This is a genomic window from Pseudomonas kermanshahensis, from assembly GCF_014269205.2.
Taxonomy (GTDB): domain Bacteria; phylum Pseudomonadota; class Gammaproteobacteria; order Pseudomonadales; family Pseudomonadaceae; genus Aquipseudomonas; species Aquipseudomonas kermanshahensis.
This window is the reverse complement of sequence record NZ_JABWRY020000001.1, coordinates 798430-817566: the sequence shown is the minus strand read 5'-3', so window position 1 is coordinate 817566 and position 19137 is coordinate 798430. Positions and strand designations below refer to the sequence as shown.

Sequence of the window (19137 nt, the reverse complement as noted above, 5' to 3'; positions counted from 1 at the left end):
CGGAGCCCTTATGCGCCAACCTGATATCGAGATTTACCTGAAGGACGCCGACGTCGACCACAAGCAAATTGCCGCCTGGCTCGCCGAGGCTGTCGGCCCGTGCAGCGAATGGCAGCAAAAAGGCCAGACCTTCAAATGCAAGGCCGGTAACATTCCAGTCACTTGGTTACCCAAGGCTGTAGGGAAATGGAACAGCCTTTACCTGGAAAGCGACCAGACGCCGTGGGCTGATGACGTCGCCTGTGCACGCGCCGCGCATGCCGCGCTCGGCGTCGAAGTACGCTGCGCACCGGGTGGCTGGGTCGAGGAAGACGGTGAAGAAGATGCCGATCGCTGGATCCGCATCAGCGCCGACGGTGAAGAGGAAATCACCTGGCGCACCAGCTGAATACGCTGGAAACTGATCGCATCAGGCTGCAAGTGACACGGACTTGCAGCTTGAGGCTTACCACATGAGGCTCAGAGCCCTACTACGTCCTCGGCTTGCAGGCCTTTCTGGCCCTGCACGCAGGCGTACTCGACCTGTTGCCCTTCGACCAGGGTACGATGCCCCTCACCGCGGATCGCCCGATAATGGACGAACACATCCGCACCACCTTCGCGCTGAATGAAGCCATAGCCCTTGGCATCGTTGAACCACTTTACATTCCCAGTCTCACGAGACGACATCTGAACTACTCCGGATTTTTATTGTGAAGATCGCCTTGTAGGCCCGCAGTCATCACCGCGTGCCGACGCCGCTTGCCGAAATATCCTGCAAGTGGCAGGCCGAGTATATGACACAGATTAAAAAAAATTGATGACGGTCCGGATTTTTGCCGGTTTTTGCTGAACTTACGCACATACGGCAGACTAATTGGCTGGATACTCACCTGAAAATCACTCCCAGGGCCCACTCCTCATGACCCGTTCCCCCCTGCGCCGCCTGATCTTCGGCGCCCTGCGTCGCCTGTTGTACCTGTGGGTGCGCTCCGAGACCATCAACCAGTCGTCGCTGACGCTCAAGCTCGACCGCAGCCGCCCGGTGTTCTATGCCCTGCCGTCGCCCTCGCTGACCGACCTGGCAGTACTCGACCGCGAGTGCACCAAGGCAGGGCTGCCACGCCCGGTGCTGCCGGTGGCCGTGGGCACCCTGCACGAGCCGGCCGCGTTCTTTTACCTGACGCCCGACCCCGACTGGCTGGGCCGCCAGGACAAAAGCGGCGCCCCGCCCACCCTCGAACGCCTGGTCGCGGCCGTGACCCAGCACGCCGAGGAAGACGCGCAGATCATTCCGGTGAGTGTGTTCTGGGGCCAAAGCCCCGCCAGTGAGTCCAGCCCCTGGAAGTTGCTGTTCGCCGACAGCTGGGCGGTCACCGGGCGCCTGCGCCGGCTGCTGACCGTGCTGATCCTGGGGCGCAAGACGCGTGTGCAGTTCTCTGCACCGATCCACCTGCGTGAACTGGTACAGCACAACAAGGGCCACGAGCGCACCGTGCGCATGGCCCAGCGCCTGATGCGCGTGCACTTCCGTAACCTCAAGACAGCCGTGATCGGCCCGGACATCTCGCACCGACGCAACCTGGTCAAGGGCCTGGTGCATGCGCCACAGGTACGCCAGGCCATCAGCGACGAAGCCGAGCGCGAGGGCATCCCCCTGGCCAAGGCCGAAGCCCAGGCGCTGCGCTATGGCAACGAGATCGCCTCGGACTACACCTACACCGCGATCCGCTTCCTCGAAGTGGTGCTCAGCTGGTTCTGGAACAAGATCTACGACGGCATCAAGGTCAACCACATCGAGCAGGTGCAAGGCATCGCCCCGGGCCACGAAGTGATCTACGTGCCCTGCCACCGCAGCCACATCGACTACCTGCTGCTGTCGTACCTGTTGTTCCGCAACGGCCTCACCCCGCCGCACGTGGCGGCTGGCATCAACCTCAACATGCCGGTCGTCGGTAGCCTGCTGCGCCGTGGCGGGGCGTTCTTCATGCGCCGCACTTTCAAGGGCAACCCGCTTTATACCGCCGTGTTCAACGAGTACCTGCACACGTTGTTCAGCAAAGGGTTCCCGGTGGAATACTTCGTCGAAGGCGGCCGTTCGCGCACCGGGCGCATGCTACAACCGCGTACCGGCATGCTGGCAATCACCCTGCGCAGCTTCCTGCGCTCGTCGCGCACGCCCATCGTCTTCGTGCCGGTGTACATCGGCTATGAGCGCGTGCTCGAAGGCCGCACCTACCTGGGCGAACTGCGCGGCGCGAGCAAGAAGAAGGAGTCGATCTTCGACATCTTCAAGGTCTTCAGTGCCCTGAAGCAGCGCTTTGGCCAGGTCTACGTCAACTTCGGCGAGCCGATCCGCCTGGCGGGCTTCCTCGACGAGCAGCAACCCGGCTGGCGTGAACAGGACCACGGCCCACAGTTCCGCCCGGCCTGGCTCAACCAGGCCACTTCACGCCTGGGCGACACCGTGGCGCGCCACCTCAACGAGGCCGCGGCGATCAACCCGGTCAACCTGGTGGCCTTGGCGCTGCTGTCCACCAGCCGCCACGCCCTCGACGAACGTGCCCTGAGCCGCGTACTGGACCTGTATCTGTCGCTGTTGCGCAAAGTGCCGTATTCGCCCCACACCACCTTACCGGAGGGGGATGGCCTGGCCTTGATCGAGCATGTGAAGGGTATGAAGCTGCTGTCCGAGCAGAAGGACGCCTTGGGCCGCATCTTGTACCTGGATGAAGCCGATGCGGTATTGATGACCTATTACCGCAACAACGTCCTGCACATCTTCGCCCTGCCGGCCTTGTTGGCCAGCTTCTTCCTCAGCAGCTCACGCATGAGCCGCGAACTGCTTGGCCAGTATGTCCGGGCGCTGTACCCGTACCTGCAAACCGAGTTGTTCCTGCGCTGGGCGCCGGAACAACTGGAGGAGGTGATAGACCAGTGGCTGGCAGCACTGGTCGAGCAAGGGCTGTTGCGCCAGGAAAACGATGTCTACCTGCGCCCGGCACCGAGCTCTCGGCCGTTCGTACTGCTGACATTGCTGGCCCGCAATATCACCCAGACCTTGCAGCGCTTCTACATGGCCACTTCGCTGTTGCTCAACAGCGGCCAGCACACCTTGAGTGCCGAAGCGTTGGAAGACCTCTGCGTGATGATGGCCCAGCGCCTGTCGATTCTGCATGGCCTCAACGCCCCGGAATTCTTCGACAAGACCCTGTTCCGCCACTTCATCCAGACGTTGATCGAGCAAGGCGTGCTGCAAGCAGACGCGCAAGGCAAGCTGGGCTACCACGACAAGCTCGCCGAGGTGGCCGAAGCAGTAGCCAAGCGCGTGTTGTCGGCGGAGTTACGCTTGTCGATCCGCCAAGTCGCCTTGCACCGCGACGACTCCCTGGAAACTTCGGCCCTCTGAGGCTTCATCTGACGCGCAAATCCGCTAAAGTCCCTGGGGTTGGCCAAAAGCCAGCGCCAAGGACTACGGAGATTCCATGAAAAAGCTCTTTATGCTGTGTTGCGCATCCCTGCTTGCAGCCTGCTCCAACCACACTCCATCGACCCAGGCCAGCCTGGACGGCGAAGTCTTTTACCTGCAGCGCATCGCCCTGCCCCCAACCGCCACCCTCAGCGTGAGCTTGCAGGACGTGTCGCTGATGGACGCACCCGCAGTGACCCTGGCCAGCCAAGCCGGCCCGGTTAAAGGCAACGTGCCGCTGCCGTTCCACCTCACCTATGACCCGGCCCAGGTCAAGCCCGGCCACCGCTATGCGATCAGCGCGCGTATCGAGCTCGACGGCAAGCTGCTGTTCATCAACACCGAACACCACGGCGTGAAACTCGACGGCAGCGACACCCAGCCCGTGCGCATCAAGGTCGATCAGGTTCGCTAACACCCGTACATTTCTGTTCAGAAGGAAAGCTTCATGATTCGCTCTTCCCTGCGTTTCACCACCCTGTGCGCCGGCTTGCTGCTGTCTGCCAGTGCCCTGGCGCTGTCGCTGGGCGACCTGTCCCAGAAGGACGCCACCGGTGGCCTGAAAGACGCGCTGACCCAAGGCGCGCAGATTGCCGTCAAGCAACTGAGCACCCCAGGCGGTTTCAACAACAACCCGGACGTGCGCATCGAACTGCCGGGCAACCTTGGCAAGGCCGCCAAAGCCATGAAGATGTTCGGCAAGGGTGACCAGGTCGACGCCTTGGAAACCAGCATGAACAAGGCCGCCGAGGCTGCCGTGCCACAAGCCCAGGCGATCCTGGTCGATGCTGTCAAGAACATGAGCGTGACCGATGCCAAGGGCATCCTCAGCGGTGGCGACGATTCGGCCACCCAGTACCTGAACAAGAGCAGCCGCGAACAGATCCGCGCCAAGTTCCTGCCGATCGTCAAGCAAGCCACCGACAAGGTGGGCCTGGCCCAGCAGTACAACAACTTTGCCGGGCAAGCGGTGGCCTTGGGCGTGGTCGACGCCAAGAGCGCCAGCATCGAGAACTACGTGACCGAAAAGGCGCTGGATGGCCTGTTCGAGATGATCGGCAAGCAAGAACACAGCATTCGCCAGAACCCGGCCGAGGCAGCTACCAGCCTGGCCAAGAAGGTCTTCGGCGTTCTGTGATAGCCAAGGGGCTGCTTTGCAGCCCATTCGCGGGACAAGCCCGCTCCCACAGGGCCTCACTTTGAGATACGCAAGCACTTGGACTGCCCCCAAGGATTGGATTGGTGTCCAACTTCTTGGGGGGTAGTCCAGGCCTCACTTTGAGATACGCAGCACTTGTGGGAGCGGGCTTGCCCCGCGAATGGAGGGCACCGCCCTCCCCTGCAGCCTTCAGTCTTTCCGGACCCTGAACCACGCCGCATACAGCGCCGGCAAGAACAGCAGGGTCAACGCGGTCGCAACAATCAACCCGCCCATGATCGCCACCGCCATCGGCCCATAGAACACACTGCGCGACAACGGGATCATCGCCAATACCGCCGCCAGCGCGGTCAGCACGATCGGGCGGAAGCGCCGTACCGTGGCCTCGATGATCGCCTGCCAACGCGCCATGCCCGCCGCGATGTCCTGTTCGATCTGGTCCACCAGAATCACCGAGTTGCGCATGATCATCCCGGCCAGGGCAATGGTGCCGAGCATGGCGACGAAGCCGAACGGCTGGCGGAACACCAGCAGGAACAAGGTCACCCCAATCAGCCCCAAGGGCGCGGTCAGGAACACCATCACCGTGCGCGAGAAGCTGCGCAGCTGGATCATCAGCAAACTCAACACCACTACGATGAACAGCGGCATGCCGGCATTCACTGATTTCTGCCCCCGCTCCGAGTCCTCCACCGTGCCACCTACCTCGAGCAGGTAGCCATCCGGCAGCTTGGCCTTGATCGCCTGCAGCGTCGGCTCGATCTGCCGCACCAGCGTTGCCGGCTGTTCCTTGTCATAGATGTCGGCGCGCACGGTCACCGTTGGCAATCGGTTACGGTGCCAGATGATGCCCTCCTCGAAGCCGTACTCCAGGGTCGCCACCTGCGACAGCGCCACGCTCTGGCCATTGTCGGTGGGCAACGCCAGGCTGCCGAGGTTGGTCAGTTCGCTGCGTTCCTTGTGCGTGCCGCGCAGCAGGATTTCGATCAATTCGTTGTCTTCGCGGTACTGGCTGACCGTGGTCCCGGTCAGCGAGCTCTGCAAGAAGCTGGACAACTGCGCGGTGCTGACGCCGAGGGCGCGCGCGCGGTCCTGGTCGATCTCCAGGAACACCGCTTTGCTCGGCTCTTCCCAGTCCAGGTGCACGTTCACCACATGCGGGTTCTCACGCACCTTGTCGGCCACCTCGCGGGCCAGCGCACGGGCCTTCTCGATGTGCTCGCCGGTCACCCGGAACTGCACCGGATAGCCCACGGGTGGGCCGTTCTCCAGGCGTGTGACGCGGCCGCGCAGCTCGGGGAACTGCTGGTCCATGGTAGTGATCAGCCAGCTGCGCAGGCGCTCACGGTCATCCATCGACTTGGCCAGCACCACGAACTGGGCAAAGCTGGCGGCCGGCAGTTGCTGGTCCAGTGGCAGATAGAAGCGCGGCGAACCGGTGCCCACATAGGCCACGTAATTGTCGATGCCGTCCTGCTGCTTGAGCAGTGCTTCCAGTTGCTTGACCCGCTCGGCGGTGTTGGCCAGCGACGCGCCTTCGGCCAGTTTCAGGTCGACCATCAGCTCCGGGCGCCCGGAGGCCGGGAAGAACTGCTGCGGCACGAAACGGAACAACAGAATGCTGCCGACAAACGCCGCGAGGGTCAGCAGGATGACCGTCTTACGCCGCCGCACGCACCACTCCACCACCCGCCGCACGCGTTGGTAGAACGGCGTGGCATACGGGTCGGGTGCGTGCCCATCACTGCCGTGCCGCGCCGCATGCAGCTTGGCCAGGTCTGGCAGCAGCCGCTCGCCCAGGTACGGCACGAACACCACCGCAGCGACCCAGGAGGTCAACAGCGCAATGGTCACCACCTGGAAGATCGAGCGGGTGTATTCGCCGGTACTGGAGGCCGCCGTGGCGATAGGCAGGAAGCCCGCCGCGGTGATCAGGGTGCCGGTGAGCATCGGGAAGGCCGTGCTGCTCCAGGCATAGCTCGCCGCCTTGAGCCGGTCGTAGCCCTGCTCCATCTTGATCGCCATCATTTCCACGGCAATGATCGCATCATCCACCAGCAGGCCCAGCGCCAGCACCAGGGCGCCGAGCGATATCTTGTGCAAGCCGATGCCAAAGTAATGCATGGCGGCAAAGGTCATGGCCAGTACCAACGGGATGGCCAACGCCACCACCAGCCCGGTGCGCAGGCCCAGGGAGAAGAAGCTCACCAACAGCACGATGACTAACGCCTCGGCCAGTACTTGGACGAACTCACCGACGCCCGCCTTGACCGCCGCCGGCTGGTCCGAGACCTTGCGCAGCTCCATGCCCGCCGGCAGGTTGCTCGCCAGGCGTTCGAACTCGGCCTCCAGGGCCTTGCCCAGTACCAGGATGTCGCCACCGTCCTTCATCGAGACGGCCAGGCCGATGGCGTCCTCACCCATGAAGCGCATGCGCGGTGCGGGCGGGTCGTTAAAGCCGCGGTGCACCTCGGCAACGTCGCCGATGCGGAAGGTGCGATCGCCCACGCGAATCGGGAACTGGCGGATCTGCTCGACGCTGTCAAAGCGCCCGCTCACCCGCAATTGCAGGCGCTCGCTGGGGGTTTCGAAGAAGCCGGCGGTGCTCACCGCGTTCTGCGCCTGCAGGGCCTGTTGGACAGCCTCCAGCGGCACCCCAAGGGTTGCCAGCTTGAGGTTGGACAGCTCGATCCAGATTTTCTCGTCCTGTAGCCCGACCAGCTCGACCTTGCCGACGTCTTTGACCCGCTGCAGCTGGACCTGGATACGGTCGGCGTAATCCTTGAGCACCGCGTAGTCAAAGCCCGCGCCGGTCAGCGCATAGATGTTGCCGAATGTGGTGCCGAACTCGTCATTGAAAAACGGGCCCTGCACTTCCGGTGGCAGGGTGTGCCGGATGTCCGCGACCTTTTTGCGGATCTGGTACCACAGCTCGGGGATGTCCTTGGAGTGCAGCGAATCGCGGGCCATGAAGGTCACCTGCGACTCGCCCGGGCGGGAGAACGAGACGATCCTCTCGTACTCGCCGGTCTCCATCAGTTTCTTTTCGATGCGCTCGGTGACCTGGCGCGACACTTCTTCGGCGGTGGCGCCGGGCCACAGGGTGCGCACGACCATGGCCTTGAAGGTGAACGGCGGGTCCTCGCTCTGGCCCAGCTTGGTGTAGGACATGGCGCCAATGGCAGCCAGCAGGATCATCAGGAACAGTACGATCTGGCGATTGCGCAGCGCCCAGGCGGAAAGGTTGAAACCCATCGGGACTTACTCCTTGGCCGTCAGGTTCACTACACGGTTGGTGCGGTCCACGGGGCGTACCTCCTGCCCCTCGCGCAGCACATGGCCACCCGCGGCGACCACCCAGTCGCCCGGCTTCAAGCCTTCGAGTACCGGGACGCTGTCGGTGCCGTATGGCCCGAGGCGCACCACCGTACGCGCCAGGCGGTGGTCCGGGTTGACCCGCCAGACATAGGCCTGGCCGTTTTCTGCGGTCACCGCAGACAGCGGCACCGACAGTGGGATGAGGCCCTCATGGGCAATGAACACGCGCGCGCTCTGGCCCAGCTCGGCCGGTGCCTTGGCGGAAGTGAAGGCGATGCGCGCGGCAAAGGTGCGCGAACGTGGGTCGGCTGCCGGCGAAAGCTCACGGATGCGCCCTTCGAAACGCTCACCAGGGTGCGACCACAGTTCCACACTGACCGCCTGCCCCACCGCGAAGCGGGCGAATTGCTGCTCCGGCAGGCCGATGGCCACCTCACGCTCGCCATCTGCAGCCAGGGTGAACACGGTCTGCCCGGCGGCGACCACCTGGCCGACCTCGACCTGGCGCTTGGCGATCACCCCAGCCTGCGGTGCACGCAGCACCGCGTAATCGGCCTGGTTGCCGGCAACGTCGAACTCGGCCTTGGCTTGCTTAAGGCGGGCCATGCCGGCGCGGTAGAGGTTTTCGGCATTGTCGTATTGCGAATGGCTGACCATCTGCCGGTCTAGCAGCTTCTGGTAGCGATCACGCTCGGCGCGCACCAGCGCCAGGTTGGCTTCGGCGGCCGCCAGTTGGGCGCGATTGGCCTCCAGTTGCAGGCGCACATCCTGGGGGTCCAGCTCGGCCAGCGGCTGCTCGGCCTTGACCCGCTGCCCTTCTTCGACCAGGCGCTTGCTGACCTTGCCAGCGATGCGGAAGGCCAGTTCCGGCTCGAAGCGCGCACGCACTTCGCCGGGGTAGCTGTCGGCTGCCGCTTCAGCCGGCTGCGGCTGGATCACCAGTGCCGGGCGCGGCGCAGCGGGCGGTGCGGTTTCCTGGCCACACGCCGTCAGCAACAGGGCGACGGCAGCGGGCAAAGCGATGGACAAGGCATGGCGCAACATGATGAATCCTTTCGCGAAGAGCACATCGAATATTTATACTGACGGGTATATTAAATCAGCGAACCGAAGCCGGGAAGCCAGCGCCGGAAAGAAAATCAACATCAACGTTTGGCCATTCCTTGAGGCCGGATGGCGTGCGACCCGTTAAGATGGGCGACTCTTCAACCAGATGCAGACTCCAATGCCCAACGACGCACCCATCGGGCCCGGTCGCCCCAAGGACCTGGCCAAGCGCGAGGCGATCCTCGAAGCGGCCAAGACACTGTTCCTCAGCCTTGGCTATGCCAACACCAGCATGGATGCGGTCGCTGCAGCGGCAGGTGTTTCAAAACTCACCGTGTACAGCCACTTCACCGACAAGCAGACGCTGTTCTGCTCGGCGGTCATGGCAACCTGCCAGATCCAGCTGCCGGACCTGCTGTTCGAATACCCCGAGGGGGCACCGGTAGAAGAGGTGCTGCTGACCATTGCCCGTAACTTCCAGGCGCTGATCAGCAGCGACGAAGCGGTCAAGCTCAGCCGCCTGATCATGGCCCAGGGCAGCTCGGACCCGGGTTTTGGCGAGTACTTCTACGAAGCCGGGCCCAAACGCGTGTTGGCGGGTATGGAAGCGCTGCTGCGCGGAGCGCATGAGCGCGGGTTGCTGCGCATCGACAACCCGTTGCGCGCGGCAGAGCACTTCTTCTGCATGGTCAAGGGCGCACCGGACTACCGGTTGCTGCTGGGGTGCGCCGGGCCACTGGAAGGCGACGAGGCCGAGGCGCATGTGCGTGAGGTGGTAGGGGTGTTCATGCGGGCGTTCCGGCCTTAGCGTGACCCATGCGGCCTACCGGCACCCACCCGGTACGGTAGGAGCAGCCTTGTGCTGCGAAGAGGCCGGTGAATTCACCTTGAATCTTCACTGCTTTCACCGGCCTCTTCGCAGCGCGAGGCTGCTCCTACAGGCGTCTTCGTAATCAGGCCTTCAGCGCTTTCTTCGGGTAGATGTCATACCGGCTCGACTTGCCCTCCAGGCAATGGCTCGGCTTCGGCCCGTCGATGATCGGTGCCTTGCGCGGGCGCTTCACCACCACCCGATGGCTGGCCAACGCCAGGGCGGCTTCGAGCAAGGCCGGGGCATCCATGTCATCCCCCACCAACGGCCGGAACACGCGCATTTCCTTCTTCACCAATGCGCTTTTGTCCCGGTGCGGGAACATCGGGTCGAGGTAGATCACCTGCGGCGGCTCGCCCTCCCAGGCGCGCATGCGCTCGATGGCATTGCCGGTCAGCAGGCGCATACGCCCGACGATCGGGCCCACCTCTTCATCGGCACGGGCCCGTGCCAGGCCGTCTTCCAACAACGCGGCAATCAGCGGCTGGCGCTCGATCAGGGTCATCTGGCAACCCAGGCTGGCCAGCACGAAGGCATCCTTGCCCAGCCCTGCGGTCGCGTCGAGCACTTGCGGCCGAACACCTTGAGCAATGCCGACCGCCTTGGCGATCATCTGCCCATTGCCACCGCCAAACTGGCGCCGGTGCGCAGCCTGGCCTTCGACGAAGTCCACCCGCACGGGCCCAGGCGCCTGTGGGCCCAACTGCTGGATCTGCAAGCCTTCAGCGCCCACCTGCACAGCGAAGCCGGCGGCATCGTCCTGCAGCGGCAGGCCCAGGCGCTCGGCCCACGCCGTGGCCTGTTGCGCATACTCAGCCGACATCGCTTCGACCCTGATCCCCGTGCCTTGCTCTTCCATCGTCCACACCTAAAAAATCAAACCCAGCCCTTAATGAATCGGCAACCACGGCCGATACAGGCAATATCCCGCTATTCTGCCAGAGCACAACGCGCGCGACTGCCATGACAGATACTCTTCCCATCGGTTTGACCTACCTGTCGCCTGTCGGCCACTACGGTCAGCAGAATACCCAGACACTCGGGGGCGTCAGCCACCTGTGGCAGGATTTCTTTGCCCGCGCCATGGCCGAGCAACAGGACGTACCCGCGGACAGTATCAGCGAGTCGTTCGTGCAGTACGATCAGCACAGCGGCGAGCCGATTGGTGGGGCCAGGGCACTGGCGCTGATCGATGCCCAGCGCGCCTGCGCCGTGCACGACACCGAAATCGCGCCACCTGAGCCACTGTTCCTGCCCAAGGCAGAGCTTGAGGCAAACCTGCTGGAACCTGCGCCTGAGCCGTTCAGTGCCATCGAGCTGATCGAACAACAGCGCGAGCTGGACCTGAGCAACAGCTGGTTGCGCCCGGTGGTCATGAGCCAGGGCCAGCCGCTTGCCGAGCCGGGCCCAGGCCCCTCCCCACGCCCACTGTTCCTGCCTATCGCCGAGTTCGAGACCCACCTGCTGGACCCGGCACCCGAGCCCTACGACGAAACCACCCTGGCCAAACAGCAGAACGACCTGGAATTCGACATCCATTGGGCGCGCCCGGTGGTGCTGAACAACGTTCGCGCGTACGCCTAAATTTACAGCAGCTCAGCGACAGATCTGCCAAAGGCCCATGTCAACGTGGAAGTGGTTGTGGTGCGCGGCATTGTAGTCGGGCCCCAGCACGGTACTGAAGCGCTCGCAGGCCACCTGCTGCACCTCGCGTAAAAACTCAGCCTTCTGCCCGCCCGCCTGCCAATCCTGCGCCAGCACGATGCGCTGGCCGTCCTGCAAGCGGAAACCACTGATATCCAGAGCGTTGGCGGTGGCATGCTGGCTGAGTCGGCCTTGTTTGCGGTGGTAAACATTGCGGCAGGCGAAACTGCCCAGGTGATCGACCTGGGTCACCGGCTGCCCCAATACCCGCTGCGCCGCGGGCTGCAGGCCATGCTGCTCGAACAGCGCGTAGGCCACTGCCAGCGGGCAACTGGCGAGAAAACTGCTGCTGAGCCGTGCCTGACCGCCTTCGATGCGCCACACGTTGTTCAGCGGGCAGTTGGCCGAGGCTGGGCTGTCGGCCTGGGCCCGGTAACGCAGGCCACTGGTTGCCAGCGCTTCGCGGCACAGCGCCGGGTTATTGCGCAGGCGCGACAGTTTGTAGGCAGTGAGCAGGTTGGGTGGCTGGCGCACGTCCAGCGCCGCCCAGGGGTTCCATGCATCGGGCAGGCGCCAGCCGAGGTGCCAGGCCAGGGCTGCCATCAAGGACAGGCCCACCAGCAGCGCCAGCAACGCACGCATGGCCAATCAGCGACGGAACAGATCGTTGAGCTGCGCGAACGGCAACGCCTGTTCGCCGTAGCCGAACGTGCCTTCATCGCGAATTTCCAGGGCCGCCCGGTGGAAAGCCCCTAACGCTGCGCGGGCCAGCGACGACCCCACGCTGATTCGGCGCACGCCCAGGTCTTGAAGTTGATTGACGCTCAGCGTCACGCCTGCCAACCCCATCAGCACGTTGACCGGCTTGGGCGCCACCGCCTGTACCACTGCGCGAATTTCTTCGACCGTGCGCAACCCAGGCGCATAGAGCACATCAGCACCCGCTTCGGCAAAGGCTTGCAGGCGCAGGATGGTGTCATCCAGGTCCATTCGCCCGTGCAGCAGGTTTTCTGCGCGGGCGCAGAGGGTGAAGGGAAACGGCAGGCTGCGCGCCGCCTGAACCGCCGCGCGCACGCGCTCCACCGCCAGGCCGTGGTCATAGATGGGGGCGTCCTTGCGCCCGCTGGCGTCCTCGATAGAGCCCCCCACAAGGCCCGCCTCGGCGGCACGCAGAATGGTCTGTGCACAATCCTCAGGCAGGTCGCCAAAGCCGTTTTCAAGGTCGGCGGCAACCGGCAACGCCGTGGCATCGACGATCACGCCGGCATTAGCCAGGGTTTCGTCCAGGCTCAACGCGCCTTCGGCGTCTGGCCGGCCCAGGCTGAAGGCCAGGCCCGCGCTGGTCGTGGCCAGTGCCTCGAAGCCAAGGCTGGCCAGCAGCTTGGCAGAGCCGGCATCCCATGGGTTGGGGATGACGAACGCGCTGTCGCGCTCGTGCAGGGCCTTGAAGGCTTCGGCTCGCAGGGTTTGCACATCCATGGTCTCAACCTCAGGCATTAAGGAGTGGTCAGAGTAGTCCCAGTTGTTCGACCTCAGGGGCGCGTGGCAATTCCGGCAATGATGCAAGGCCGGGCAGGCGCTGCATCAGGCGCTGGTGAAAGCGCTGGGCCAATGCCGCAGCCAGGCGGTTATCCGAGGTGTGCAAGAAGATGTAGGGGCTGCGGCCTTCCTCGATCCAGCTGGCTATCTTGTCCACCCAAGGCGTCAGGAAGGTTTCGTTGGCGTCCAGTTGCGGGTGGCCAATGAAACGCACCTGCGGGTGCTGGCTGAAGGCTGCGGGGCGCGGTGGCACTTTGGGTTTCTTGGCTTGGGCATGCAATACGGCGGGGTCGCGCGATGTGCAGCTGAACAAGGCCCGTGGGTCGAGGCAGATGCGCTCGACGCCACGTTCAAGCAGCAGCCGGTTTAGCTGCCGCTCCTCCTCACCCCGCGCAAAAAAGGCGTCGTTACGCACCTCGACGGCCACCGGCACCGCCACTTCATCCAGAAAGTGGCTCAACTCTGCCAAGCGCGCAGGCCCGAACATGGCAGGCAGTTGCAACCAATAAGGCGATACTCGCCCACCCAGCGGCGCCATCAACCGGGTGAAGGTGATCGCCGCGTCCAGTTGCTCGCGAAGGTCCGCGGCATGGCTGACCTCGCGGGGGAACTTGGCGGTGAAACGAAAGTGCGCCGGCATGACCTGCGCCCAGCGGGCCACGGTCGCGGGCGCGGGGCTGGCATAGAAGGTGGTGTTGCCCTCGACCGCATTGAACACCTGGCTGTACAGGCCCAGGTATTCGTTGGCTCGGGCGTCGGCGGGGTACAGGTAATCGCGCCAGGCGCTTTCGCTCCACGACGGACAACCCAGAAAATAAGGCAGAAGAGAGGGAGTCATCCCTCAAATGTACAGGTCGAGCCCCAGTACTTCCATGTCCCAATCGGTAAAACCGGCTGTGCTCAGGTAACTGGCCAGCGCCGTTGCTGTGCGCCGATCACGGGCGCGGGGGAAGACCATGTCTTGCTGGCGGGCTGGCAGGCCACCGCTGCGACGACGAGTGGTGGCCTCTTGGGGGACGTCGCTTTGCGCGTCATTCTCGATCACTTCGGCATCGTCGATTGCCTCGTCGCGCACCGACGCTTTGCGCGGAGCGCGCTTGATCGGGTAGGACTGCGAGGAGAAACCGTCGATACGCATGGTGTGAGCACTCAGGACCAATGATGGCAATTTAGCAGCATCAGTGTTCCGTCGCTAATGCTCGAGTGATAACTAGACCACAGTTCGCGCGAAAGGTTTTATCGTCATCGGCGATAACCGACGAGTAGCCGTCAGCGTTTCTTGGGTGTGGCTACATTATCGCGCAAGTACACCGGTTGCGCCTGCTCGGCAGCGATGGCCTCGCCGCGCGCCCAGGCGAAGCGCGCCAGGCTGAGGATGTCGAGGGCATTGGGCAACGCTGCGGCATTGCTGGCAGCGACCTGCACTGCCAGGCGCTCGGCATACCCCCAGCCGGTGCCGGCACCGAACCACTCGCCCGTGCTGGCGTCGGGCAGCGCCACGCGCTCGGGCGGCAGCACCGCTTCCTGGCCGATCAGGCGCATTTCGCCTTCGCTTGCCTGGTAGCAGCCCCAGTACACCTCGTCCATGCGTGCATCGATGGCGGCAGCCACCTGCTGCACACCCTGCTCACGCATCGCGCCTTGCGCCAACGCGGCCAGGTTGGACACCGGCAGCACCGGGCGTTCGAGCGCGAACGCCAGGCCCTGAACCACACCGATGGCAATCCGTACGCCGGTGAAGGCGCCCGGGCCACGGCCGAAGGCGATGGCATCCAGCGCGTTCAACGCTACACCGGAGTCACCCAGCAGTTGTTTGATCATCGGCAGCAGCTTCTGCGCGTGCTGACGTGGGATCACCTCGTAATGGCTGGTTACCTTGCCGTCATGCAACAGGGCAACGGAACAGGCTTCGGTGGCGGTATCCAGGGCCAGCAGGGTGGTCATCGAACGGGTTTCCAGGGGCAGGGAAAAGAGCGTCAGTATAAACGACAACGGCCCGCAAGCGGGCCGTTGTCATGCAAGACGTTGGATCAGCTCAGGGCTGCCAGCACCTTGGCAGTGATGGCGTCGACCGAACCGACACCTTCGATGTGGCTGTACTTCGGCTTGCCGGCATTGGCGGCCGACAGCTTCTGGTAGAACTCGACCAGCGGCTTGGTCTGGGTGTGGTAGACCGACAGGCGATGACGCACGGTTTCTTCCTTGTCGTCGTCGCGCTGGATCAGGTCTTCGCCCGTCACGTCGTCCTTGCCTTCCACTTTCGGCGGGTTGTACTGAATGTGGTAGGTGCGGCCCGAAGCCAGGTGCACGCGACGGCCCGCCATGCGGCCAACGATTTCTTCATCGTCAACGGCGATTTCGACCACGGCATCGATGTCGACACCGGCAGCGACCATGGCTTCAGCCTGTGGAATAGTGCGTGGGAAACCGTCGAACAGGCAGCCGTTGGCGCAATCCGGCTGGGCGATGCGCTCCTTGACCAGGCCGATGATCAGCTCGTCGGAAACCAGCTGGCCGGCATCCATGACTTTTTTCAGTTCCAGGCCCAGCGGGGTGCCGGCCTTGACGGCGGCACGCAGCATGTCACCGGTGGAGATCTGGGGGATACCGAACTTCTCGGTGATGAATTTTGCCTGAGTACCTTTACCGGCCCCGGGAGCTCCCAGCAGAATTACGCGCATCTCGTGCTCCTCAAATTTTTTTATGAAATTCAATGGATTCGGCAACCAGGGCCAAGTCCGGAAAATCGGGTATGACCATAAATCGGTCAGAAGGCTGCTCAAGATACACAGCGCCCGGCAGCCAGACAAGCGTCCCAAAGTTGCAGGAATGCGCCACTTGCGCACTGCCCGGCAGGCGGTTGCTCTAAGCGCAACCGCCCTCCTCGCCCTTTATCGCGGCTAAAGGTGCACCCTTGCCTGGCGGCCCGCGGATAACCTCAGCCGGTATTGCGCAGGCCTGCTGCAATGCCCGCCACCGTGACCAGCAAGGCCTGCTCCAACGGGCTGTCCAGAGCGGCTTCGCGGCCGCGCGAGCGCGCCAGTAGTTCGGCCTGAAGGCGGTGCAGCGGGTCCAGGTAGGTGTTGCGCAAGCTGATGAATTCCAGGGTCTCTGGGCTGTGCGCCAGTAGCACCGGCTGCCCGGTCAGGCCCAGCACCACCTGGCAGGACTGCGACAATAGGTCGCGCAGGTGCACACCTAAAGGAAGCAACTCCGGTTGCACTAGACGTTCGTCGTAGGCCTCGGCGATTTGCGCATCGGCCTTGGCCAGCACCATTTCAAGCATGTCGATACGGGTACGGAAGAACGGCCATTGCTCACGCATTTGCGCCAGCAACTCGCCCTGGCCGCGTTGCAAGGCATTGCTCAAGGCCGTTTCCCAGCCCAGCCAGGCAGGCAACATCAGGCGCGTCTGGGTCCAGCCGAAGATCCACGGGATAGCCCGCAGGCTCTCGATGCCGCCCGCGCGTCGCTTGGCCGGCCGGCTGCCCAACGGCAGGCGGCCCAACTCCTGCTCGGGCGTCGACTGGCGGAAGTACTCGACGAAATCGGGGTTGTCGCGCACCACGCTGCGGTAGGCCTGCACGCCATCGGCGGCCAATTGGTCCATGACCTCACGCCAGGCCGGCTGCGGTGGGGGTGGCGGCAACAAGGTGGCCTCGAGCACAGCCGCCAGGTACAGGTTGAGGTTCTGTTCGGCGATACCGGGCAAACCGAACTTGAAGCGGATCATCTCGCCCTGCTCGGTGGTGCGGAATCGCCCAGCTACCGAGCCCGGCGGCTGCGACAGAATCGCTGCGTGGGCCGGGCCGCCGCCACGGCCAACGGTGCCGCCACGGCCGTGGAACAACAGCAGTTCCACTTGATGCTCGCGGCAGATGCGCACCAGGTTTTCCTGCGCCCGGTACTGCGCCCAGGCGGCCGCTGTGGTGCCGGCGTCCTTGGCTGAATCGGAATAGCCGATCATCACTTCCTGCGGCCCGCGCAGGCCGGCGCGATAGCCAGGCAGGCCCAGCAGGCGCTGCATCACCGGGCCGGCGTTATCCAGGTCGGCCAGGGTTTCGAACAGTGGCACCACACGCATCGGGCGGGTCAACCCGGCTTCCTTGAGCAGCAACTGCACGGCCAGCACATCTGAAGCGGCGCCGGCCATGGAAATGACATAGGAGCCCAGCGAGGCGGCCGGGGCAGCGGCAATTTCCCGGCAGGTGGCCAGCACCTCGGCGGTATCCGCCTGTGGCTGGAAATGCGCAGGCAATAATGGCCGGCGATTTTTCAGTTCGGCCTGGAGGAAGGCGATGCGCTGCTCTTCATCCCAGTCGGCATAGCGCCCCAAGCCCAGGTAATCGGTGATTTCTGTCAGCGCATCACGGTGGCGAGCGGCATCCTGGCGCACATCCAGGCGCCCCAGGTACAGGCCAAAGGTCACGGCACGGCGCAGGCAGTCGAGCAGTGGCCCTTCGGCGATCACGCCCATGCCGCATTCGTGCAGCGACTGGTAGCACAGCTCAAGCGGCGCGATCAGGTCGCGGTTGTCGACCAGTACATCGGCACCGGCGGGCGTGCTGCTGCTCAAGGCCGCATGCGCCCAGGCGCGGGTCGCACGCAGGCGGTCGCGCAATTGCTTGAGGATTGCGCGGTAGGGCTCGGCACTGTCGCCGACATGCTCCCGCAGCGCGCTGCTGGCGTGTTGCATGGACAGCTCGGCGGCCAAGGCATCGATATCACGCAGGAACAGATCAGCGGCCATCCAACGTGCCAGCAACAGCACTTCACGGGTTACCGCCGCCGTGACATTGGGGTTGCCGTCGCGGTCGCCGCCCATCCACGAGGCGAAGCGGATGGGGGCGGCCTCCAGCGGCAGGCGCAGCCCCGTGGCGTCGTGCAGCGCCTTGTCGACCTTGCGCAGGTGGTTGGGGATGGCCTGCCACAGCGAATGCTCGATCACCGCGAAGCCCCACTTGGCCTCGTCCACGGGGGTCGGCCGGGTGCGGCGGATTTCTTCGGTGTGCCAGGCTTCGGCGATCAGCCGGCGCAGGCGCTCACGTACCTGCTGACGTTCGGCGGGGGTCAGGTCGCGATGGTCCTGGGCGGCCAACTGGCCGGCGATGGCGTCGTACTTCTGGATCAAGGTGCGCCGCGCCACTTCGGTGGGGTGCGCGGTCAGTACCAGCTGTATGTCTAGCTTGGCCAACTGCCGGGCCAGGGCGTCGTTGCCATGCCCGGCCTGCTTAAGGCGGGCCAGCAGCTCAGGCAGCACGCGTGCCTCGAAGGGCTCTGGCTGGTCGGCGTCGCGGCGTCGGATCAACTGGTACTGCTCGGCCATGTTGGCCAGGTTGAGAAACTGGTTGAACGCCCTTGCTACCGGCAGCAAATCATCGTCAGCCAGGTCCCCAAGGGTCGAGCTCAGTTGCTCGCCAGCCACCCGGCGGTCGGCCTTGGCGCTGTGGCGGATGCCCTCGATCTTCTGCAGAAACGCCTCGCCGTGCTGCTGACGAATGGTGTCGCCGAGCAACTCCCCCAACACATGGACATCTTCACGCAAACGCACATCGATATCGGTCATTGGCCCTCTCTGTAGCGCAGCCTTGGCGCACTCGTTCAGGAAACAGCACTGGGCCAAGAGTGCCCCCAGCCGCGCGCCGATAGCAAGCCTAAGGGCAAGCCGTGATCGGCAAAGCAAACTAAAGTGCAAGCAGAGCACTCCGATGCAATGCAGCCTTTCGAGGCGTTGACAGAGGTCATCATGAAAATCCGTGAACTCGCCCAGCACTGGGAACAGAATGCCGCAGGCACCCTCAGCCGTACTGGCCATGTGCTGCATCTGGACCTGGAGTCCGAGGCGCGCCTGGCCGCGCTGATCGACATGTACCCCAAGCGCACCGCCGAAGAACTGCTCGGCGAATTGGTGGCGGCGGCCCTCGAGGAAATCGAGGCCAGCTTCCCCTATGTAAAGGGGAGCCAAGTGATCGCCACCGATGAAGAAGGCGACCCTTTGTTCGAAGATGTCGGCCCTACCCCGCGTTTTCTGTCGTTGTCCCGGCACCACTTGCATGAGCTGAGCAGCACCGCTGACGACAGCGAAAAATAGCCACGATGCACACTGTTCCG

18 protein-coding genes are annotated in these 19137 nt (G+C 63.9%); 7 read left to right on the top strand and 11 right to left on the bottom strand.

What is annotated here, in order from left to right; translation table 11 throughout:
- Nucleotides 1-10 precede the first annotated feature (10 nt).
- Nucleotides 11-388: a hypothetical protein gene (locus HU764_RS03780; RefSeq protein ID WP_027595777.1), complete on the top strand. Its 378-nt coding sequence runs from the start codon at nt 11-13 to the stop codon at nt 386-388.
- A 71-nt stretch (nt 389-459) separates the two neighbouring features.
- Here HU764_RS03780 and HU764_RS03775 read toward each other — a convergent pair whose 3' ends face one another.
- Nucleotides 460-669: a cold-shock protein gene (locus HU764_RS03775; protein ID WP_027595776.1), complete on the bottom strand. Its 210-nt coding sequence runs from the start codon at nt 667-669 to the stop codon at nt 460-462.
- A 232-nt stretch (nt 670-901) separates the two neighbouring features.
- On the opposite strand from HU764_RS03775, the gene plsB reads away from it, so the two are divergent.
- The 3 genes from plsB (at nt 902) to HU764_RS03760 (ending at nt 4586) form a co-directional block, all read left to right on the top strand.
- Nucleotides 902-3388: a glycerol-3-phosphate 1-O-acyltransferase PlsB gene (gene plsB, locus HU764_RS03770; protein WP_099428479.1), complete on the top strand. Its 2487-nt coding sequence runs from the start codon at nt 902-904 to the stop codon at nt 3386-3388.
- 76 nt (nt 3389-3464) lie between these two features.
- Nucleotides 3465-3863 (top strand): YbaY family lipoprotein, encoded by a 399-nt coding sequence (locus HU764_RS03765; RefSeq protein WP_186675931.1) that lies wholly within the window; start codon nt 3465-3467, stop codon nt 3861-3863.
- 33 nt (nt 3864-3896) lie between these two features.
- Nucleotides 3897-4586, top strand: coding sequence for a DUF4197 domain-containing protein (locus tag HU764_RS03760; RefSeq protein ID WP_186702954.1), 690 nt, complete (start codon nt 3897-3899; stop codon nt 4584-4586).
- A gap of 210 nt (nt 4587-4796) precedes the next feature.
- On the opposite strand, the gene HU764_RS03755 is transcribed toward HU764_RS03760, so the two are convergent.
- Nucleotides 4797-7862 (bottom strand): efflux RND transporter permease subunit, encoded by a 3066-nt coding sequence (locus HU764_RS03755; protein ID WP_186675925.1) that lies wholly within the window; start codon nt 7860-7862, stop codon nt 4797-4799.
- A 6-nt stretch (nt 7863-7868) separates the two neighbouring features.
- Complete coding sequence (locus HU764_RS03750; protein WP_186702953.1) at nt 7869-8969, bottom strand: efflux RND transporter periplasmic adaptor subunit; 1101 nt, start codon at nt 8967-8969, stop codon at nt 7869-7871.
- A gap of 169 nt (nt 8970-9138) precedes the next feature.
- On the opposite strand from HU764_RS03750, the gene HU764_RS03745 reads away from it, so the two are divergent.
- Complete coding sequence (locus tag HU764_RS03745; protein ID WP_186675919.1) at nt 9139-9780, top strand: TetR/AcrR family transcriptional regulator; 642 nt, start codon at nt 9139-9141, stop codon at nt 9778-9780.
- A 145-nt stretch (nt 9781-9925) separates the two neighbouring features.
- On the opposite strand, the gene HU764_RS03740 is transcribed toward HU764_RS03745, so the two are convergent.
- Entirely contained in the window at nt 9926-10702 is a 777-nt protein-coding gene (locus HU764_RS03740; RefSeq protein WP_027595769.1) for a class I SAM-dependent methyltransferase, read from the bottom strand.
- Nucleotides 10703-10806: 104 nt separating this feature from the next.
- Between HU764_RS03740 and HU764_RS03735 the strand changes: the two genes are divergently transcribed.
- Entirely contained in the window at nt 10807-11427 is a 621-nt protein-coding gene (locus HU764_RS03735) for an energy transducer TonB (protein WP_186702952.1), read from the top strand.
- 12 nt (nt 11428-11439) lie between these two features.
- Here the strand turns inward: HU764_RS03735 and HU764_RS03730 are convergent, their stop codons facing one another.
- The 7 genes from HU764_RS03730 to ppc form a co-directional block, all read right to left on the bottom strand.
- Nucleotides 11440-12129 carry an extensin-like domain-containing protein gene (locus HU764_RS03730; protein WP_186702951.1) on the bottom strand — a complete coding sequence of 230 codons (690 nt, stop codon included), beginning with the start codon at nt 12127-12129 and terminating at the stop codon, nt 11440-11442.
- Between the two features lie 6 nt (nt 12130-12135).
- The gene (locus HU764_RS03725) at nt 12136-12966 is read right to left on the bottom strand and encodes an isocitrate lyase/PEP mutase family protein (RefSeq protein ID WP_099453113.1); all 831 of its coding nucleotides are present in this window, start codon (nt 12964-12966) and stop codon (nt 12136-12138) included.
- Between the two features lie 28 nt (nt 12967-12994).
- A complete protein-coding gene (locus HU764_RS03720; RefSeq protein WP_186702950.1) occupies nt 12995-13864 on the bottom strand; it encodes a DUF72 domain-containing protein in 870 nt (289 codons plus the stop codon).
- 3 nt (nt 13865-13867) lie between these two features.
- Nucleotides 13868-14164, bottom strand: coding sequence for a hypothetical protein (locus HU764_RS03715; RefSeq protein WP_099453111.1), 297 nt, complete (start codon nt 14162-14164; stop codon nt 13868-13870).
- A 131-nt stretch (nt 14165-14295) separates the two neighbouring features.
- On the bottom strand, nt 14296-14970 hold the full coding sequence (gene tsaB, locus HU764_RS03710; protein WP_186675903.1) for a tRNA (adenosine(37)-N6)-threonylcarbamoyltransferase complex dimerization subunit type 1 TsaB: 675 nt from the start codon (nt 14968-14970) through the stop codon (nt 14296-14298).
- 86 nt (nt 14971-15056) lie between these two features.
- Nucleotides 15057-15707, bottom strand: coding sequence for an adenylate kinase (gene adk / locus HU764_RS03705; protein WP_027595762.1), 651 nt, complete (start codon nt 15705-15707; stop codon nt 15057-15059).
- Between the two features lie 257 nt (nt 15708-15964).
- Entirely contained in the window at nt 15965-18592 is a 2628-nt protein-coding gene (ppc, locus tag HU764_RS03700) for a phosphoenolpyruvate carboxylase (RefSeq protein ID WP_186702949.1), read from the bottom strand.
- Nucleotides 18593-18772: 180 nt separating this feature from the next.
- Here ppc and HU764_RS03695 point away from each other — a divergent pair, with 180 nt between their 5' ends.
- The gene (locus HU764_RS03695; RefSeq protein WP_099430867.1) at nt 18773-19117 is read left to right on the top strand and encodes a pilin assembly protein; all 345 of its coding nucleotides are present in this window, start codon (nt 18773-18775) and stop codon (nt 19115-19117) included.
- Nucleotides 19118-19137 lie beyond the last annotated feature (20 nt).

Bases quoted from the DNA above. Each gene is read 5' to 3' on its own strand.
- HU764_RS03780 (WP_027595777.1), top strand. From the start codon at position 11: ATGCGCCAACCTGATATCGAGATTTACCTGAAGGACGCCGACGTCGAC.
- HU764_RS03775 (WP_027595776.1), bottom strand. From the start codon at position 669: ATGTCGTCTCGTGAGACTGGGAATGTAAAGTGGTTCAACGATGCCAAG.
- plsB (WP_099428479.1), top strand. From the start codon at position 902: ATGACCCGTTCCCCCCTGCGCCGCCTGATCTTCGGCGCCCTGCGTCGC.
- HU764_RS03765 (WP_186675931.1), top strand. From the start codon at position 3,465: ATGAAAAAGCTCTTTATGCTGTGTTGCGCATCCCTGCTTGCAGCCTGC.
- HU764_RS03760 (WP_186702954.1), top strand. From the start codon at position 3,897: ATGATTCGCTCTTCCCTGCGTTTCACCACCCTGTGCGCCGGCTTGCTG.
- HU764_RS03755 (WP_186675925.1), bottom strand. From the start codon at position 7,862: ATGGGTTTCAACCTTTCCGCCTGGGCGCTGCGCAATCGCCAGATCGTA.
- HU764_RS03750 (WP_186702953.1), bottom strand. From the start codon at position 8,969: ATGTTGCGCCATGCCTTGTCCATCGCTTTGCCCGCTGCCGTCGCCCTG.
- HU764_RS03745 (WP_186675919.1), top strand. From the start codon at position 9,139: ATGCAGACTCCAATGCCCAACGACGCACCCATCGGGCCCGGTCGCCCC.
- HU764_RS03740 (WP_027595769.1), bottom strand. From the start codon at position 10,702: ATGGAAGAGCAAGGCACGGGGATCAGGGTCGAAGCGATGTCGGCTGAG.
- HU764_RS03735 (WP_186702952.1), top strand. From the start codon at position 10,807: ATGACAGATACTCTTCCCATCGGTTTGACCTACCTGTCGCCTGTCGGC.
- HU764_RS03730 (WP_186702951.1), bottom strand. From the start codon at position 12,129: ATGCGTGCGTTGCTGGCGCTGCTGGTGGGCCTGTCCTTGATGGCAGCC.
- HU764_RS03725 (WP_099453113.1), bottom strand. From the start codon at position 12,966: ATGGATGTGCAAACCCTGCGAGCCGAAGCCTTCAAGGCCCTGCACGAG.
- HU764_RS03720 (WP_186702950.1), bottom strand. From the start codon at position 13,864: ATGACTCCCTCTCTTCTGCCTTATTTTCTGGGTTGTCCGTCGTGGAGC.
- HU764_RS03715 (WP_099453111.1), bottom strand. From the start codon at position 14,164: ATGCGTATCGACGGTTTCTCCTCGCAGTCCTACCCGATCAAGCGCGCT.
- tsaB (WP_186675903.1), bottom strand. From the start codon at position 14,970: ATGACCACCCTGCTGGCCCTGGATACCGCCACCGAAGCCTGTTCCGTT.
- adk (WP_027595762.1), bottom strand. From the start codon at position 15,707: ATGCGCGTAATTCTGCTGGGAGCTCCCGGGGCCGGTAAAGGTACTCAG.
- ppc (WP_186702949.1), bottom strand. From the start codon at position 18,592: ATGACCGATATCGATGTGCGTTTGCGTGAAGATGTCCATGTGTTGGGG.
- HU764_RS03695 (WP_099430867.1), top strand. From the start codon at position 18,773: ATGAAAATCCGTGAACTCGCCCAGCACTGGGAACAGAATGCCGCAGGC.